This window comes from Pseudomonas salmasensis (assembly GCF_014268375.2).
GTDB classification, from domain to species: Bacteria; Pseudomonadota; Gammaproteobacteria; order Pseudomonadales; family Pseudomonadaceae; genus Aquipseudomonas; species Aquipseudomonas salmasensis.
In genome coordinates this window covers 763948-781463 of sequence record NZ_CP077083.1, presented here as the reverse complement: position 1 = coordinate 781463, position 17516 = coordinate 763948, and the positions used below count along the sequence as shown (strand labels likewise).

Here is a 17516-nt window from a genome sequence, read left to right as displayed (position 1 = left end):
GGAGAATGGGCAACCCCTATCTATCGGAGTGAGCCTGATGCCTGTATCGACTGTCGCAGCCCTGCAAATCGGCGCCTTGCCTGGCGGCAAGGCTGACACCCTGGCGCAGATCCTGGCCTATGAGGAACAAATCCAGGGCAGTGGCGCGCACTTGGTGGTCATGCCCGAGGCGTTGCTGGGTGGCTATCCCAAGGGCGAAAGCTTTGGCACCCAATTGGGTTATCGCCTGCCCGAGGGCCGGGAAGCCTTTGCGCGGTATTTTGCCAATGCCATCGACGTTCCGGGGCCAGAGACCGAGGCGCTGGCCGGCTTATCGGCGCGTACCGGTGCCAGCCTGGTGCTGGGCGTGATCGAACGCAGTGGCAGCACGCTGTATTGCACCGTGTTGTATTTCGAACCCTCGGGCGGCCTGGTGGCCAAGCACCGCAAACTGATGCCGACTGGCACCGAGCGGCTGATCTGGGGCAAGGGTGACGGCTCGACCCTGCCGGTGATCGACACTGCGGTGGGGCGTGTCGGCGGCGCGGTGTGCTGGGAAAACATGATGCCGTTGCTGCGCACCGCGATGTACGCTAAGGGCGTTCAGGTGTGGTGTGCGCCCACCGTGGATGAACGAGAAATGTGGCAGGTGAGCATGCGCCATATTGCCCATGAAGGGCGTTGCTTTGTGGTCAGCGCCTGCCAGGTGCAGGCATCGCCTGAAGCCTTGGGTGTGGAGGTTGCTAATTGGCCGGTGGACCGTCCGTTGATTGCCGGCGGCAGCGTGATCGTCGGGCCCATGGGCGACATTTTGGCCGGGCCGTTGGTGGGCGAGGCGGGGTTGTTGACGGCGCAGATCGATACTGATCAGTTGGTTCGGGCCCGCTACGACTATGACGTAGTGGGGCATTACGCCCGGCCGGATATTTTTGAATTGGTGGTGGACGAGCGCGCCAAGCCAGGCGTCCGCTATATCACTGACTAAACCCAATCAACCTGTGGGAGCTGGCTTGCCTGCGATGGCGGCCTGACAGCCGACATCTGTCTACCTGACACCCCACGATCCAACTGTGGGAGCGGGCTTGCTCGCGAAGGCGGCCTAGCAGTCAACACAGTTGGATTGTGTACATATCCATTCCTGCGGTAACGGCTACTTAGGGTTCCGCCCCAACGGCGGGTCACTTTCGAAAAGCGCGAAAGTAACCAAAGCGCTCTTGCCCCACCACTCGGCACCTCGCCTAGGCTCGGTGTGCCCGTAATCCGCCAGTGATTCGGGGGGCCGCCGCCACGCGCCATCCATGGCGCGGGGCGGCTAAACCGGCATCCCTGCCGGTTTACCCCCCAAATCCCTGTCGAATTCCGGCCAGCGTGGTTTGACGGGGCGCTTAAGATCAAGATCACAAGCAGATCAAGAGCAAGAGCGGCTCGCTTCGCATCGTAGTTACCGTCGGCTGCTACAGGCTACAAAGTTGTGTAGATACCTATGGCCATCGCAGGCAAGCCAGCTCCTACATTTGATCTTGACTGTTCGGGGGATTTGGTTTTCAGCCACTTACCAAGTGGCGGTGTTAGGCAAGTCCAAGGTGCCGCGTTCCACAAAACGCATGGTGCCAAACAGGCCACCCGCCAATTTGCCGCGCAGCACGTAGGGCAGGTTATTCAGGCTTTGGGTCTGGCTCAGGCCCAGGGTCTGGCGCAACACCGAAAACGCTGAAACGCTGACGGGCACCATCAGCACGGTTTCAGAAAAGCGTGGGATGCTGCCAGCCTGATCGCTGACGCCAGAAGCGAGTGGCCGGCCATTGACCTCCAGGTCCAGGGCCACGCCGTTGTAGTCGATTGCCGTTTCATTGGGGTTCTGCACCCGCAGCTTCACGCCAAAGCGCACTTCCAGGTCCTGGCTTTGCAGCGGCTCGATGCCCACTACATTGATGTTCACCGGGTCACGGTTGGGGAACAGTGCGCAGGCGCTCAAGGTCAGCAGTAACAGCGATAGAACCATGAGCTTGCGCATAGAGAAATGCTCCTACTTTGGGGTGACGTCCGGGTCCTGCATGACCTTGAGGGTAGAGGACTCCGGCTCGAATTCATCTTCTTCCAGCTCTATGAACTCTTCGGGCAGGAAAATGTTCAGCACGATTGCACAGAATGCGCCCACGGTGATCGGTGATTCGAAGATGTTGTGCAGCGCCTTGGGCAGCTCGCGCAGCACTTCCGGCACGGCGGCGACGCCCAGGCCCATGCCTAGGGAAATCGCCACGATCAGCACATTGCGCCGATGCAGGCCGGCTTCGGCTAGGATCTTGATGCCGGCCACGGCCACGGTGCCGAACATGATCAGGGTCGCGCCGCCGAGTACTGGCTTGGGCATCAGTTGCAACACCGCGCCGATCATCGGAAACAACCCCAGCAGCACCAGCAGGCCAGCAATGAAGTAGGCCACGTAGCGGCTGGCCACGCCGGTCAGTTGGATCACGCCGTTGTTCTGGGCGAAGGTCACCATCGGCAGGCTGTTGAAGGTGGCAGCCATTGCGGAGTTGAGGCCGTCGGCCAGCAGGCCGGACTTGATACGCTTGATATACAGCGGGCCCTTGACCGGTTGCTGGGAAATCATCGAGTTGGCGGTCAGGTCACCGGCCGCTTCCAGGGGGGAAATCAGGAAGATCACCGCCACCGGGATAAACGCCACCCAGTCGAACGAGAAACCGTACTTGAACGGCACGGGCACGCTGATCAGCGGCACCTGGGGCAGGGCGGCCATGTCGACGCGGCCCAGCAGCCACGCGACTACAAAGCCCAGGGTCAAGCCGATCACGATCGACCCCAGGCGCAGGAACGGGTTGTTGAAGCGGTTGAGTACCACGATGGTCAGCAGCACCAACGCCGCCAGGCCCATGTTGCCCGCCGCGCCCAGGTCGCTGGCGCCATAGCCGCCAGCCATGTCGGTGACCGCCACCTTGATCAACGACAAACCCATCAAGGTGATGATGGTGCCGGTCACCACCGGGGTGATCAGTTTGCGCAGTTTGCCGATGAACTGGCTGAGCACCACTTCGATAAACGCCGCGAAAAAGCAGATGCCAAAGATCGTCGAGAGGATCTCATCGGTGCCGCCGCCCCGGGCCTTGACCATGAAGCCAGCGCTCAAAATCACGCTGATAAACGAAAAGCTGGTGCCTTGCAGGCACAACAGCCCCGAACCCACCGGCCCGAAGGTGCGCGCCTGCACAAAGGTGCCAAGCCCCGAGACAAACAGCGCCATGCTTACCAGGTACGGCACTTCGCTTTCCAGCCCCAGCACGCCGCCGACGATCAGGGTGGGCGTGATGATGCCGACAAAACTCGCTAACACATGCTGCAACGCGGCAAAAATCGCGGCGGTGAAGTGCGGGCGGTCTTCGAGGCCGTACATGAGGTCGGATTTATAGCGCGGGCGGGGGGCTTGAGCGTCAGACAAAATGATGGCTCGGGTCAGAAAATGGAGGCGCAGGATGCCAGAAAGTGCCAGGCGCCTGAAGTGTAAAAAAATATTTATAAAGACCCTGCGCTAAAGCCATGGCCCAGCCGATATCAAGCATAGGCCCACACTACAACGACAACAGTGGTGACCAAGGTCTGGGCAGCGCGTTGACGCTGACGGATCGTTTCGCGGCAAGGACGCTCGCAAACACTACTTCTGAGAGCAGCCCTATGTCCCTCCGTCACCTGAATATTGCCCCTCGCGCGTTTATCGGTTTTGCCTTCATTGCGGTTCTGGTGGTGCTGCTGGGCGTGTTTGCGGTCAACCGTATGACGCAAATGCGCCAATCCTCCCAGGACATGAGCGCCAACCAACTGCCCAGCATGACTCACCTGGGCACCATCACCGAAAACGTGCTGCGCATGCGCATCCTGTCGTTTCGCGTGCTGGTCAACCGCGAGCCTGCCGCCCTGCAGGAAGCCGAGACCCGCATCGGCGTGCTGGCTGACAAGGTCAAGACCGCCCAAGCCAAGTACGCCACGCTGCCTGCGGGCCCGGAGGAGGCTGCGCTATACAAGACCTTTGGCGTCACCCTCGACAACTACCTCAAGGCCCAGGCCGAGATGTTGGCGTTGTCCAGGCAGGGCAAGGTCGATGAGATGCGCGCCCTGATCAACAGCCGTATCAAGGAAGGCACTGACCAGATGGGCGAGCAACTGAATAAGCTGATCGCCATCAATGCGGCCGACGCCAAGCAGGCCGACGCGGATGCCGGGCAAAGCTTCGAGGGCGCGATCACCGGTGTGGTGGCGGTGTCCGTGGTGGCGGCATTGCTCACCGTGCTGCTGGCCTGGTTGCTGACCCGCAGCATCGTGACCCCGTTGCGCAAGGCTGTGGAAGTGGCTGAAACCATTGCCGCCGGCAACCTGAGCAAAACCATCGAAGACGATGGCAAGGACGAACCGGCACGGTTGCTCAGTGCGCTGTCGACCATGCAAGCCAGCTTGCGCCAGACCATCCAGCATATCGCCGGCTCGGCCACGCAGCTTGCCTCGGCCGCAGAAGAGTTGAGCGCGGTCACCGAGGAAGCGTCCCGTGGCCTGCAACAGCAGAACAATGAAATCGACCAGGCCGCCACGGCCGTCAATGAGATGACGGCGGCAGTGGAGGAGGTGGCGCGTAACGCGGTTTCCACCTCCGAGGCGTCCGGGCAGTCCAACCAGGCAGCGCGGGAAGGCCGGGATCGGGTGATGGAAACCGTCGGCGCGATCCAGACCATGACCCAGGACGTGCAGAATACCTCCGCGATGATCGAGGGCCTGGCCGCGCAGGGCCGGGATATCGGCAAGGTGCTGGATGTGATCCGCGCGATTGCCGAGCAAACCAACCTGCTGGCGCTTAACGCGGCGATTGAAGCCGCCCGTGCCGGCGAGGCCGGACGTGGCTTTGCGGTGGTCGCCGATGAAGTGCGCGCCCTGGCCCATCGCACTGCGCAGTCGACCCAGGAAATCGAGAAAATGGTCGCCGGCATCCAGAACGGCACCGGTGAGGCGGTGCAGTCCATGCAACAAAGCAACCAGCGCAGCCAGACCACCCTGGAAATGGCACGTGCTGCCGGCGCCTCACTGGAGCAGATCACGGCGTCCATCAGCTTGATCAACGAACGCAACCTGGTGATCGCCAGCGCTTCGGAAGAACAGGCCCAGGTCTCCCGCGAGGTGGACCGCAACCTGGTCAACATCCGCGACCTGGCCACCCAGTCGGCGGCGGGCGCCAACCAGACCAGCGCAGCCAGCCATGAACTGTCGAGGCTGGCGGTGGACTTGAATGGAATGGTGGCCAGGTTCGTCGTCTGACCTGAAATGAGGTAAAAAATGTGGGAGCGGGCTTGCTCGCGAATGCGCAGTGTCAGTCGATAAGTTTTTTGACTGATCCACTGTATTCGCGAGCAAGCCCGCTCCCACATGGGTTCTGTGTTGTGTCAGGAATCAGTGTTTCCAGGCGACTGGGTTAACCAGGTTCTGCGGCCGTTCACCGGATAACGCCTGCAGCAGATTATCCACCGCACACTTGGCCATCGCCTCCCGCGTCTCATGAGTGGCCGAGCCAATATGCGGCGTGGCTACCACATTGTTCAACCGCAACAACGGCGACGCATGATCCAGCGGCTCCTTCTCAAACACATCCAACCCCGCCGCGCGGATAGTGCGTTGCTGCAACGCTTGCACCAGCGCCGCTTCATCCACCACCTTGCCTCGCGAGATATTGATAAAAATCGTCTCTGGCCCCATCAGCGCGAATTCCTCGGCGCCAATCAACTTCTCGGTTTCAGCCGTCAACGGTAGTGTCAGGCAGACAAAATCCGCCTCTTTGAGCAAGCCCTGCAAGCTGCGGTACTGCGCGCCAAAGCGTGCCTCAACCGCCGGCTTGGGCGAGTGGCTGTGGTAGATCACCGGCATACCGAAGCCAAAATGCCCACGCTGTGCCAGGGCTTCGCCGATGCGGCCCATGCCGATGATACCCAGGGTCTTGCCATGGACATCGCTGCCAAAATGCGCCGGGCCGATGTTTTTGTTCCATTGGCCGGCGCGCACCATGTCGGCCAGTTCGACCACGCGCCGGGCGGTGGCCAGGATCAGTGCAAAACCGGTGTCGGCGGTGGTTTCGGTAAGCACATCCGGAGTGTTGCTGAGCAGGATGCCGCGCTCGGTCAGGTAGTCGATATCGTAATTGTCGACGCCCACCGAGACGCTGGCCACGGCTTCCAGTTGGGGCGCCAGGTCGAGCAACCGGGCGTCCAGGCGCAGGCTTGCCCCCAGCAGGCCCTGGGCGGTAGGCAAGGCATCGCGCAGCTTGGCCAGGCCGGTTTCATCCAGTGCGTCAATCAGCGTGACCTCGACCTGTTCGTGCAGGCGAGCCATGAGCGGCGCGGAGAGTTTTTTGTACAACACGACAGATTTTTTCATGAGGTTTTTACCTTCAACTCCAGGGTTGGCGCCGGCGAGCGGTCACTGGCGCCGGGCTTGAGGAAAATCGTCAGCACCACGGAAAGCAGCAGCGCGCCGCTCATCAGCAGGTACGAAGCGCCGGGCGAGCCGGTGCTGCTGTTGAGGTAACCCACCAGGTACGAGCCGCCGAACGAGCCCAGCGCGCCCATGCTATTGATCAGCGCCATGGCGCCACCGGCGACGTTGGCCGGCAGAATTTCCGGGACAATGGCGAAAAACGGGCCGTAGGGTGCGTACATGCACGCCCCGGCGATCACCAGTAAGGTGTAGGACCACCAGAAGTGTTCGGCGCCCAACACGTAGGACGCGTAGAAGGCAATCGACGCAATCAACAGCGGCGGCCAGACGAAACGCTTACGTTTTTGCAGCTTGTCCGAACCCCAGGAGACCACGAGCATGCCGATCACCGCCGCCAGGTAAGGCAGCGCCGAGAGCCAGCCGGCTTCGACCATGTCCATCTGCAAGCCGGCCTTGAGGATCGATGGCAGCCACAGCACGAAGCCGTACACGCCAATGCTCCAGCAAAAGAACTGCAGGGCGAGAATGATCACCTTGGGCGAACGGAACGCCTCGGCGTAGTTCTTCACGGCCTTGATCCCCACCTGTTCGGCGGCCAGGGCGGTTTCCAGGCTGTGCTTTTCGGCGTCGCTCAGCCACTTGGCATCCTTGGGACGCTCATCGGCCAGCTTCCACCAGATAAACGCCCACAACACCGCCGGCAGGCCCTCGATGATGAACATCCAGCGCCAGCTGAAATGCTGCACCAGGTAGCCCGACACCACCGACATCCACAGCATGGTCACCGGGTTGCCGAGGATCAGGAAGGTGTTGGCCCGCGAGCGTTCGGCACGGGTGAACCAGTGGCACAGGTACACCAGCATGGCCGGCATCACGGCGGCCTCGACCACCCCGAGCATGAAGCGAATGATGATCAGCATGTAGGCGTTGGACACCACGCCAGTCAGCGTGGCCAAGCCGCCCCAGAGGATCAGGCTGACGAAGATCAGTTTCTTGACGCTGCGCTTTTGCGCATAGATCGCCCCCGGCACCTGGAAGAAAAAGTAGCCAAGGAAAAACAGCGCGCCGAGCAGCGAAGACATGCCCGGCGTGATCATCAGGTCTTCGGCCATGCCAGACGCGGCGGCGAAGCCGTAGTTGGCGCGGTCCAGGTAGGCCAGGCTGTAGGTGATAAACACGATAGGCATGATGTACCACCAACGGCGGGTGGCGAGTTTCACGGTTTCCATGAGGTTGCTCCTGAGCTTGTTGTAGTTGTGGCAACAGGTAATGGGTCACGCAACGGATCGGGTGGGTAATTCAGCGCGGGTCGGCAAGCCCTCCATATCGCCACGGCTCTGCACGGCGCGGCTGCCGATCCAGTTGCCGCGCTGTACGGCCTCGGGAAAGCTTGAGTTTTCCAGCAGGGCGCTGATCATGCCCACGGCAAAGCCATCGCCGGCACCCACGGTATCCACCACGTTGGCCACCGGTACGGCGGCGACAAAACCCTGGTCCATATGGGTGCGGTAATAGGCGCCCTCGGCGCCGAGCTTGATTGCCACGGCTTCGGCGCCCTGGTCGAGATAGAACGCGGCGATGTCTTGCGGGTCGTCGAACCCGGTGAGCAGGCGACCTTCGCCCAGGCCCGGCAACACCCAGTCGGCCAGAGCGGCCAACGCGTTGATTTCGCGGATCATCTGCGCCTGGCTGGCCCACAGGGACGGGCGCAGGTTCGGGTCGAACGACACGCTGCGCCCGGCCTTGCGCATTTGCGTCATCAGCTCGAACGACAGTGCGCGGGTGGCGTCGGATAACGCCGGCGGAATGCCGGTGGCATGCAGATGGCGGGCTTGCAGCAGCGTCGGGTGGATGGCATCGATGCACAAGTGGCTGGCCGCCGAGCCTTTGCGAAAATACTCCACTTGAGGGTCTGCGCCTGCCTCTTCACGGGACTTGAGTTGAAAGCCGGTGGGGTGCAGTGGATCGACGGCCACATGGCGGCAATCGAGCCCTTCTTTAGTCAGGGTATCGACGACAAAACGCCCGAGGGAATCGTTACCCACGCGGCTCAGCCACGCCACGTTGAACCCCAGGCGCGACAGGCCGATGGCGACGTTGCTGTCGGCGCCGGCAATACGTTTGTGAAACTGTCCGACCTGGGCCAGGTCGCCGGTCTGTTCGGCGACAAACATCGCCATGGTTTCGCCAAACGAGAGGATATCGATCTCAGACATGGGCGTTCTCCACATGGGGTTGGCCAAGGCGGGCAAGGGCTGCGACCTGTTGTGCGGTGACCTCGATCAGGTCATCGCCTTGCAATGGAAATTCCACCGCCCGGGTAATACCTTGAGTCATGTGTTTGAGCAGTTGTTCCCACAGATGCAGGTCGGTGGCGCCCGGCGGCAAGGCCACCAGCTTGCCATCGGCGCGGCGGGCCACGGCCTTGCAGTGCAGGTAGTCCACATGCCGGCCCAGCAACCGCGCAGCGGTGAGCGCGGATTGGTCTTGCCACTGCCAGTTACCGATATCGAAGGTCATTTTCACCGGCAGGCCCAGGCGTTCGACTTCGGTGAAAAACCGTTGCATCGGCTCGATGCGCCCGCCGTGCAGGGTCTGGTCGTTTTCCACCAGCAGCTTGACCGGGTGGCGGTTGAGCAGGGCGTGCAGGCTTTCCAGATCGTTGGTGTCGGTGAAGTAACCGAGGGACACTTTCAACCAGCCCGAACCAAAGGCCTGGGCGCGGTCCAGGGTAGCGGCCAGCTCGGCATTGGGCTGGGCACGGCCGGCGACCCACAGCTCCAAGGGCGAGGAAAAGACAGATTCCAGGCCTTGTTCTGCAGCGGCCAGGGCCAACTCGGCCGGTTGCTCGGTGGTGAGCAGTTCTTCACGCCATTCAATGCGCTGGGCACCGGCGGCACGCAGCAGCGCGACAAAACTCAATTGGCCCTGCTGGCGAACCAGGTCGGCGCCGTAGCTGGAAAGGCTGATGGAGACGGGGTATTTATGCATTGTTGTTTACCTCTGAAACCGGTTTCATTTTTTCTGAAAAAAAACGCACAACCCTTGTAGGAGCGAGCTTGCTCGCGAAAAACTCGAGGGCGCCGCGCTCAACCTGATGCTGCGCGTTATTGTTAACGACTTTCGCGAGCAAGCTCGCTCCTACAAAGGGATAAAGCGGTCGAGCCACGGATAATCAGCTCGGGTAAAAAATCCAGGGTGTGGGTGGGTGCGGTGTCGCCGCGCAGGCGCTTGAGCAAACAGTCAAAAGCGCTGGCGCCAATCGCTTGCGTCGGTTGGGCGAGGGCGGTGATGCCGTTACCCACCAGCGGGTACCAGTCCAGGTCATCCAGGGCGATCAGGCCCACCTCGCCGAACAGGTCGCAGCCCAGGGCCTTGAGCGCACGGGTGCAGGCCAGCGCCGCCACGCCGTTGGCGCAAAACAGTGCCTTGGGGCCGGGTTTGGCGAGAAAGGCTTGCAGACGGTGTTCCAGTTCGCCATCCAGCTCAACCACGGCACCGGTCAACGCCTGGCGCTGGGCAATCTCGGTGGTGAAACTCTCCAGGCGTTCCAAGCGCGAACTGGTGCCGTCGGTGGTCTCGCTCACCAGCAGCACCTCGCGGTAGCCCTGCAGCTCCAGGTGGTCCATCGCCATACGCACCGCCGCCGGGTTATCCAGGCCCACCAGGTCGCTGTGCAAGGGCTCGACCTTGCGGTCCACCAGCACCAGGGGCATTTCCCGTTGCAGTTCCAGCAGTTGGTCGAGGTGATGGCCCAGGGTGTTCACGATCAAGCCTTCGATGTTGTACGAGCGCAACGCCGCCAGGTGTTGGCGCTCCTGTTCGTCATCGCGGTCGGTGTTGCACACCACCAGGCTGTAGCCGTGCTGGCGGCACGCGGTTTCGACGCCGTGCATCACGGCAATGGAGTAGGGGTTGCGGATATCCGCGACCAGCATGCCGATCAGGCGCGTACGCCCACGCTTGAGGCCACGGGCCATCTGGTTGGGGCGATAACCGAGTTCGTCGATGGCCTGTTCGATGCGCAGGGCGATGGCATCGGAGAGCAGGGCGCGGTCATCGCCGATAAAGCGCGACACGCTGGCCTTGGACACACCGGCGCGCTCGGCGACGTCGAGCATGGTCACGCGGCTGCGCTGGGCGGCAGAGAATGAAGTCACGGTAGCGGGCCTTTCTTATTGGTGTGGTTGGCAACGGCATGTAACTGAAACCGGTTTCAGAAGACACCAGGACAGCCGTCCTAGTCAAGCGCCGATTACGAGCATGCCCAGCGTGCGCCCGTTAATTAACCGATGAATGGCTAGGGGTACCTGTTAGTTCTGACAGTAGGCGAGGCGGGCTATTGAGTGCTTAATTCTGACCAGGCATCACCAGAAGGAACTCCGCATGACCCGTTCAGAAAAGGCCTCTGCACGCAATTTCCACGTACTGGCTGGCTCCGGCGGTGAGGCCAGGGTATTGCCCGTTTTTGATGAGGTCGTTGGGGTTGACCCGACGGACCCGGAGGGGTTGATTCCGCTGCCGGTATCGTTGATGCCTTTGGAGTGTCGCGTTCCGCAATGGGTGCCTGGCCCGGGAATTGGCAGGACCCATACCCTTACGTTGTGGTGGCGTGTGCGCGGTGTGGAGGTTCTGGCTGACGTGCAGACATTTACCGGCCCACTCGACCCGGCGCTTTTTCCTTACCCCTTGTACGTCCCCGTCGATTACATGCGGGAAACCGACGCAGTGGTGGAGGCGTTCTATACGGTGGACGATGGAGGAGGAGCTCCGGTTCCATCGTTTCCCTGGACGTTGACGGTGGACAACAATCCCCCAAGGTTTCAGGACCCGGATGACAAGGCGCGCTTCGTTGACCCGGCAATTGAGGTTTCCGGTATTACCGAGGCCGTGTTGGCCGCCAACCCGTTCATCGAAGTGCAAGTGCCCGCCTATATCGGTCGTGCCGGTCTGGACCGAGTCGGGTATTACCTGAGCAATAATATTCCGCCATTTCCTCCCATTCAGACGGGTAGCCAGGCGTTTGCATTGGTTACCGACCCCTTGATTCTGAGGATACCCGCAGAGCATTTTCGCGGCCTGAATAATGGCATGGCCTACCTGCAATACCGTCTGTACGATCGCGCTGGCAACTTTTCCGGCTATAGCGCGCCGATGGATTTTCAGGTCCTGCTCATCGCCACCCCGAGTAACCTGCCACGGCCCGATATTCGTCCTCCTGCCTACATCGACTCCCTGATCAAACGTGACGACGCACGAGCGGTCGTCACGGCGCGGGTTCCGAGTGAATACGATAATTTTGCGCCGGGCGACAGCGTTGTGATGATTTGGGACGGACGTCCTGTGCTACCTGGACAAACCATCACGGGGTTCCCGGCTGAGGTCCCCATACCTTGGAATATCTTGCGCGGCCCAGGTCCTCTGGCGCTCATCGAGGTGGAGGTGCGTTACGAAATCCATCGTGTCGGCCGCCCTCCTGTGCCTTCACCGTCGAGTTTTTTCTGGGTTGATTTAACCGTCGCCGGGCAAGACCACGCCAATGCGCCTGCATTGCTTAACCCGACGCTGGGGCGGGTGGACGTGTTTGGCAAGGGCTCTGGGTTGCACAACGAACTCGATTTTCGCGATGCGACTGCCGGGGCTGAAGTGTGGGTGCGCCTTTACCAGAACCCAGTGCCTGGCCAGTTGCTGGAGTTGTATTGGAACGGCGTCGGGCCGGTCGCCCACTATACCGTTCAGCCTGGGGATACGTTTGATCTGCCGGTGCAATTCACGGACGTGCCCGGCAGTGTGATTGTCGATGGCGGGAACTATATAGATTTACCGGTCTACTACACCACCAGTAACGGCGTGAATGAACAGCAATCTGATAATACACACGTTAATGTTCATGCCGCGCCATTAGTTCGTTTTGATGCGCCCTTGATAGAGCACACTTTGCACGGCCCAGCCAAGTACCTCACCTGTGAATCAACGCCTGCCATTTGTCACGGTGTTTATTGGTTTATACGCGATGACTTCCGATTTAATCCCGGCGATGAGATCGAGTTTTTTTGGCAAGGTTATTTAGAGAATAACTGGGAGGGGCCCATCGATGACACGGACTTTTCCATCACCGTGAATTATGTGCCGGGCGGCCAGTCGGTCAGGGTTTGGCCGTGGGAAACAAAAATTGAACCGATGCGTAATTACGCGTCGGCAACCGCTGAATACTTCGTCCGGCGCGGCGGCGCGTTGATCGCACACTCCCAGATCGGGCGAGTCCGGATTGATCGGATAAGTTCGGGTTCGGGGCGTCCCTGTCAGCCTGGAGATTTCGGATTTTGTGATGATGTGCAAGAGGGCTGTGCGGGGGAAGGGGCGGACCAAAGTAGCGGCACTCAGTAAGTTAGTTGTGAACTTGAACCAGCTTGGATGACACGGCGGCTTGACGGTGGATCAGCAGTTTTACAAGCAGCGTGCGTGTGGTTGTCATCGAGGTATGAAGTGAGTGGAAATTTTTTATCGGAAGTTAGTTGGGGCGTTGAAACTTAAAAACACAAACCTGTACGCGGAGATAAACCTGATGAAGAAAACAAACGCTAAACCCATCACCAAAACAACGGGCGCACGGGCATTTGTTCCGGTGTTACCTCCCCCTCAAATCTCCGGGCTCATTGACCCTGTAGCTTATCCGGGGCTGATATCGAGGGAGGAGGCGGATAAAGCTGAGCTGATCGTGAATATCCCGGTCTGGACCCCTAGGTCCAATAATCCTAATCAACTTGATACGTTGGATCATTTTTTGGATGGTCAGCTTGTCAGCAGTGAACCGATTTTTTTTACGGAACCTGCTCCGGGCACTTATCCGGTCACAATCCGGCGGCGTAGCTTGACAGATGGCGACCATACGGTCAGTTACACGGTTACGCACCGCGGCAATCCTTCTGACTCGTTCGAGGCTCCACTGGTCATCGACCGCGACGCGCCCTACGACAGCATTCCTGATGGGCCTCGCCGTTTGACGCTACCGCCTGGATGGACTGGCAGCATTACCCAGGCGCTGTTGGATGCCAATGCTGGCGTCGTACCCTTTGGCATCCCGGCTTACGACGCGGAGGGGGCACATCCTGGGGACAGATGGCGGTTGTATTACGGTCAGTCACTGGAGGTGATCAATGAGGGCCCGGTGTTCCCCAATAGGGAGGCCCTCTTCACCCAGGCCATGGCCGATGCTGCGGATGGTCCAAGGCCTCTTGTGTACCGTTTGGTGGATGTGGCTGGCAATATCAGTAGCGAATCGTTCGAGCTGCCAGTCAATGTGGCGCTCAAGCCGGCTCCGACGCTTACCTCGCCGGGTGTGAGGGATGCCCTCTCGCTGACGGGTGTGGGTGATCGCTTGTTTGACCGCGCCGATGCTGCAGCCTCCAGTGGGATGTTCGTGATCATTCCCAATTATGACGCCGACCGCACGCTTGACCAATTGGTTGTGCGGCTCACTACCCTCCATGGCAGTCGGGACGTAGGGCCATACCCGCTGGGCAGTTCCCCATTGCCGTTCAATTTTGCCGTGGATTTCCCAACCTGCCTTGCCTTGTACGGCACGAGCAACGGGCCCATCAACCTGAGGGTCGAGTATGCGGTAGTCAGGGGTGGGACGTTTTATTGGGTGCCAACGCCCACCAATATCGAAATCGAACTGGAGGTGGGTGGCCCGACCAATCCCTGGGACCCTGAACCCACTAACCCTAACCTGCCGTTGCCGGTACTGACCGGTCGTGGATCAGGGAAGGTCAATGAGTTGGATAAAGATGATGACCAGCAGAGCGCCGATGTGGTTGTCACGTTGTGGAGCGCCACACCGCTGCCCTCGGCAGATCCGTTCGACGTCGTACTGTACTATCAGAACGAGGTGGTCGATCGAAAATCGGTGGATAACACAACTGCCATGCCCGGTGATGAAGTCCATATGGAGGTTCCATGGCCGTTCATCCAGAAACATTCCAATAACCTCATCCCACTGCGTTATGAGATCGCGCTGAGCACAACCCACAACCGCACGTCCTCACCCATTCAGGATATAAACGTCAACGCCAACGTGATTTCATTCGCTCCCCCCAGGGTCAAAGATGCAGCGGCTGGTGTACCTGCGGAGATCTGGTGCAGTACGCTGCAAGGGCCGAACCGCGAGGTGCATGTTTTTGTTCCGCCTCACGATCTACTGAGAGAGGGAATGATCGTTTTAGTGAACTGGACCGGATGCAGCGACAATGATGGCGCCGTACCTATTCCCAGCGCGACCAGATCGTTCCCTTCCCTTCCATTGACTTTTGAAGATACGCGGGTCGGTTTCCATGTCACTGTCGGGCCTTATGCAACTTACGTGAAACCCATCAATGAGGCAGCGGTAGATATGGGCTCGGTCAATATCACCTATACCGTGCCGGTCATCGGGCTGCCTACCCCCGTCACTTCCGCAGAGGCCATCTTGCTGGTCGGTGGTGTTCGACCCGGCCCGGTCTACTGTGACAATACGCCCTGGCCCAGCGGAATATAGGCCTTGGCTGAACCAAAAAAAGAGGAGCTAGGCTCCTCTTTTTCATGAAAACGTACGAAATCAGTGGGAAGTTCACTGATCAACCACAGATAAATCCTACATACCTATTCACCCATCTCTTAATAATCTGCGCCCCGTCATGACCTGGGCCTGTCTCGCTTGGTGCCGGTCAATTCGTTCCCTTTCGGGAAGGTTCTTTACGGGTATACATGCAATGTCGATTAACGCAAGGTTCAAAAAACACCCTCTGGCCCTGGCGCTCCAAGTGCCGGCGGTCGGCCTGCTGCTGCTGGGGGCCTCAGTCACCCACGCCACCTCCACTCTCCATCCTGGCATGGAGCGCACGATCGAGTCGGGGTCTCGGATCGACGACTGGGTCATTGGCCAGGGCGCGCATTTGACCGCCAATGCTGCCCAGTTGCGGCAGTCGCGCGTCACCGCAGGCACGCTGACGCTCAATGCCGGGACCAAGGCCCAAGATATTTACGCCAGCCAAGGTGCGCAAATCTACCTGAACAACGCCACGGTAGAAGCCAGAGGCTCAGCGGGCGTCGCCATTAACCTGGTGGGGAGCCAAGCGCTCATCAGGGGCAGTACTGTCATCAATAACAACGGTGTCGGCCTCTCGGCGGCGCGTAATTTTCTCACCGAGGATGGCTCCACGGCCGCTGTATTCGACAGTGTCATCCAGGGCTCTACCACCGGTGCACGGGCCACGGCATTCAGCGAACTGAATATCTTTGGTTCGGATGTTATTGCCACCGATGAAGACGGCATCGGTGTGCTGTTATGGGGCGGTTCTGCCAATGCTGTCGGCAGTACTATCACCGGCGGCGAAAATGGTGTGCGCCTGAGTTATGAAAGTGCTGACTTCAATAGCAGCACCTTGGTATTGGACGGCTCGCATGTTGAAGGCCGCAACGGCGCGGCACTGCTGGTGGAGGGAGATGCATACGGCACGACCAACGCTGACATTCAGGTGGTCAACGGCTCCACCCTCAAGGGCGGCAACGGCAACATCCTCGAAGTTACCGGCGGCTCCTTCGCCAACATGAATGTCGACGGCAGTACCTTGTTCGGTGACGTCGTGGTCGAGGAGGGCAGCACCGCCAAGTTGCAGCTCAACAACGGCTCGTGGTTGACCGGCCAGCTGAAAAACGTGGCCGAGTTAAGCGTGAACAACGCCTCCCACTGGGCACTGGTGGGCGACAGCGAAGTCGGCGACCTGAAAATGGCGGGCGGCAGCGTGCATTTTGGTGGGCCTAATGAGTTCTACCGGTTGGATGTCGACAGCCTGTCGGGCGATGGCACGTTCGTCATGCACACGGATTTTGGCAGCGGCCAGACCGACTTGCTGGCCGTTAATGGCATCGCCGAAGGTAACCACAGCCTGTTGCTGGCGGCCACGGGGTCGGAGCTGGCAACGGCCGAGCCGATTCGCGTGGTGAGCACCGAGGGCGGTGATGCACAGTTCGCCCTGGTCGGCGGAACGGTTGACGCAGGTGCCTACAGTTACGGGCTCAAGCAGGAAGACACCGACTGGTACCTGGACCCTAACCGTCGTGGCACCAGCAACAGCACCAAAGCGGTGATGGCGTTGTTCAACACCTCGCCCACGGTGTTGTACGGCGAGATGACCTTGTTGCGTACCCGTATGGGTGAGTTGCGCTTCAGCCAAGGCAACAACGAAGGTTTCTGGATGCGTGGCTACGGCAACAAGTACGAGGTCAGCGGCAATCAGGATGGTGGCGGCTACACGCAGAACCAGCGCGGCTTTACCTTGGGTATCGACACCCCGCTGTACGGTGGCGATGGGCAGTGGGTGGCGGGTGTGATGGCCGGTCACAGCACCTCCGATATCGACCTCAACCGCTCCGGTGGCGGTACGGTCGACAGCTACTACGTGGGCGGTTATGCCACTTGGCTCAATGACGAGAGCGGCCTGTATTTCGACGGTGTGGTCAAGCTCAACCGCTTGCACAACGAAGTCAACGTGAGCATGAGCGACGGCAAGAAAGCCAAGGGCAACTACACCCAGAACGCCGTGGGGGCTTCGGTGGAAGTCGGTCGGCATATCAAGCTCGATGACGGTTACTTCGTTGAACCCTACGGGCAACTCAACGCGGCGATCACCCAGGCCCAGAGCTACGATTTGGACAATGGCCTGCACGCTAAAGGTGACCGTTCGGCGTCGGTCGTGGGCAAGGCGGGCGTCACGGTGGGCAAGAGTATCCAACTGGACAGCGGTGGTGTGTTGCAACCGTACTTGCGTACGGCGTTGGCCCATGAGTTCAACCACAACAACAAGGTCACGGTTAACGGCGAGCGCTTCAATAACGATGTGTTCGGTTCGCGCATCGAAATGGCCGGTGGGGTGGCGATGTCGGTGACTCAGAACGTCAAGCTGCATGCGGATCTGGAGCATACACGTGGTAAAACCGTCGACCAGCCATGGGGTGTCAACTTCGGCGTGCGTTACGACTTTTAATTCATTCATCCACCTGAACAGGGGAAG

General features: G+C 60.0%; 12 protein-coding genes. 5 read left to right on the top strand and 7 right to left on the bottom strand.

Annotation, left to right across the window (positions count from 1 at the left end):
* The first annotated feature begins 37 nt into the window (after positions 1–37).
* Positions 38–964 (top strand): carbon-nitrogen hydrolase family protein, encoded by a 927-nt coding sequence (locus HU731_RS03225; RefSeq protein WP_186609308.1) that lies wholly within the window; start codon positions 38–40, stop codon positions 962–964.
* Between the two features lie 567 nt (positions 965–1531).
* Here HU731_RS03225 and HU731_RS03220 read toward each other — a convergent pair.
* Both HU731_RS03220 and HU731_RS03215 read right to left on the bottom strand, forming a co-directional pair.
* On the bottom strand, positions 1532–1993 hold the full coding sequence (locus tag HU731_RS03220; protein ID WP_186609307.1) for an LEA/WHy family protein: 462 nt from the start codon (positions 1991–1993) through the stop codon (positions 1532–1534).
* A 12-nt stretch (positions 1994–2005) separates the two neighbouring features.
* Entirely contained in the window at positions 2006–3436 is a 1431-nt protein-coding gene (locus HU731_RS03215; protein WP_186609305.1) for a nucleobase:cation symporter-2 family protein, read from the bottom strand.
* Positions 3437–3534: 98 nt separating this feature from the next.
* On the opposite strand from HU731_RS03215, the gene HU731_RS03210 reads away from it, so the two are divergent.
* Positions 3535–5295, top strand: coding sequence for a methyl-accepting chemotaxis protein (locus HU731_RS03210; RefSeq protein ID WP_437180728.1), 1761 nt, complete (start codon positions 3535–3537; stop codon positions 5293–5295).
* A 132-nt stretch (positions 5296–5427) separates the two neighbouring features.
* On the opposite strand, the gene HU731_RS03205 is transcribed toward HU731_RS03210, so the two are convergent.
* From HU731_RS03205 to HU731_RS03185, 5 genes are all read right to left on the bottom strand, one after another.
* Positions 5428–6405, bottom strand: coding sequence for an NAD(P)-dependent oxidoreductase (locus HU731_RS03205; protein WP_186609301.1), 978 nt, complete (start codon positions 6403–6405; stop codon positions 5428–5430).
* Positions 6402–7694 (bottom strand): MFS transporter, encoded by a 1293-nt coding sequence (locus HU731_RS03200; protein WP_186609299.1) that lies wholly within the window; start codon positions 7692–7694, stop codon positions 6402–6404. Before HU731_RS03200 ends, HU731_RS03205 begins: the two co-directional genes overlap by 4 nt.
* 45 nt (positions 7695–7739) lie before the next feature.
* The gene (locus tag HU731_RS03195) at positions 7740–8681 is read right to left on the bottom strand and encodes a sugar kinase (RefSeq protein WP_186609297.1); all 942 of its coding nucleotides are present in this window, start codon (positions 8679–8681) and stop codon (positions 7740–7742) included.
* Entirely contained in the window at positions 8674–9456 is a 783-nt protein-coding gene (locus HU731_RS03190; protein ID WP_186609295.1) for a sugar phosphate isomerase/epimerase family protein, read from the bottom strand. The genes HU731_RS03195 and HU731_RS03190 overlap by 8 nt, the downstream gene beginning before the upstream one ends.
* A gap of 122 nt (positions 9457–9578) precedes the next feature.
* Positions 9579–10625 carry a LacI family DNA-binding transcriptional regulator gene (locus HU731_RS03185; protein ID WP_186609293.1) on the bottom strand — a complete coding sequence of 349 codons (1047 nt, stop codon included), beginning with the start codon at positions 10623–10625 and terminating at the stop codon, positions 9579–9581.
* Between the two features lie 226 nt (positions 10626–10851).
* Between HU731_RS03185 and HU731_RS03180 the strand changes: the two genes are divergently transcribed.
* From HU731_RS03180 to HU731_RS03170, 3 genes are all read left to right on the top strand, one after another.
* A complete protein-coding gene (locus tag HU731_RS03180) occupies positions 10852–12852 on the top strand; it encodes a hypothetical protein (RefSeq protein WP_186609292.1) in 2001 nt (666 codons plus the stop codon).
* 103 nt (positions 12853–12955) lie between these two features.
* Complete coding sequence (locus HU731_RS03175; RefSeq protein ID WP_186609291.1) at positions 12956–15001, top strand: hypothetical protein; 2046 nt, start codon at positions 12956–12958, stop codon at positions 14999–15001.
* A 214-nt stretch (positions 15002–15215) separates the two neighbouring features.
* Entirely contained in the window at positions 15216–17489 is a 2274-nt protein-coding gene (locus HU731_RS03170) for an autotransporter outer membrane beta-barrel domain-containing protein (RefSeq protein WP_186609290.1), read from the top strand.
* Positions 17490–17516 lie beyond the last annotated feature (27 nt).

Excerpts from the sequence above, each read along its gene's own strand:
- HU731_RS03225 (WP_186609308.1), top strand. The coding sequence starts at position 38 with ATGCCTGTATCGACTGTCGCAGCCCTGCAAATCGGCGCCTTGCCTGGC.
- HU731_RS03220 (WP_186609307.1), bottom strand. The coding sequence starts at position 1,993 with ATGCGCAAGCTCATGGTTCTATCGCTGTTACTGCTGACCTTGAGCGCC.
- HU731_RS03210 (WP_437180728.1), top strand. The coding sequence starts at position 3,535 with ATGGCCCAGCCGATATCAAGCATAGGCCCACACTACAACGACAACAGT.
- HU731_RS03205 (WP_186609301.1), bottom strand. The coding sequence starts at position 6,405 with ATGAAAAAATCTGTCGTGTTGTACAAAAAACTCTCCGCGCCGCTCATG.
- HU731_RS03200 (WP_186609299.1), bottom strand. The coding sequence starts at position 7,694 with ATGGAAACCGTGAAACTCGCCACCCGCCGTTGGTGGTACATCATGCCT.
- HU731_RS03195 (WP_186609297.1), bottom strand. The coding sequence starts at position 8,681 with ATGTCTGAGATCGATATCCTCTCGTTTGGCGAAACCATGGCGATGTTT.
- HU731_RS03190 (WP_186609295.1), bottom strand. The coding sequence starts at position 9,456 with ATGCATAAATACCCCGTCTCCATCAGCCTTTCCAGCTACGGCGCCGAC.
- HU731_RS03180 (WP_186609292.1), top strand. The coding sequence starts at position 10,852 with ATGACCCGTTCAGAAAAGGCCTCTGCACGCAATTTCCACGTACTGGCT.
- HU731_RS03170 (WP_186609290.1), top strand. The coding sequence starts at position 15,216 with ATGTCGATTAACGCAAGGTTCAAAAAACACCCTCTGGCCCTGGCGCTC.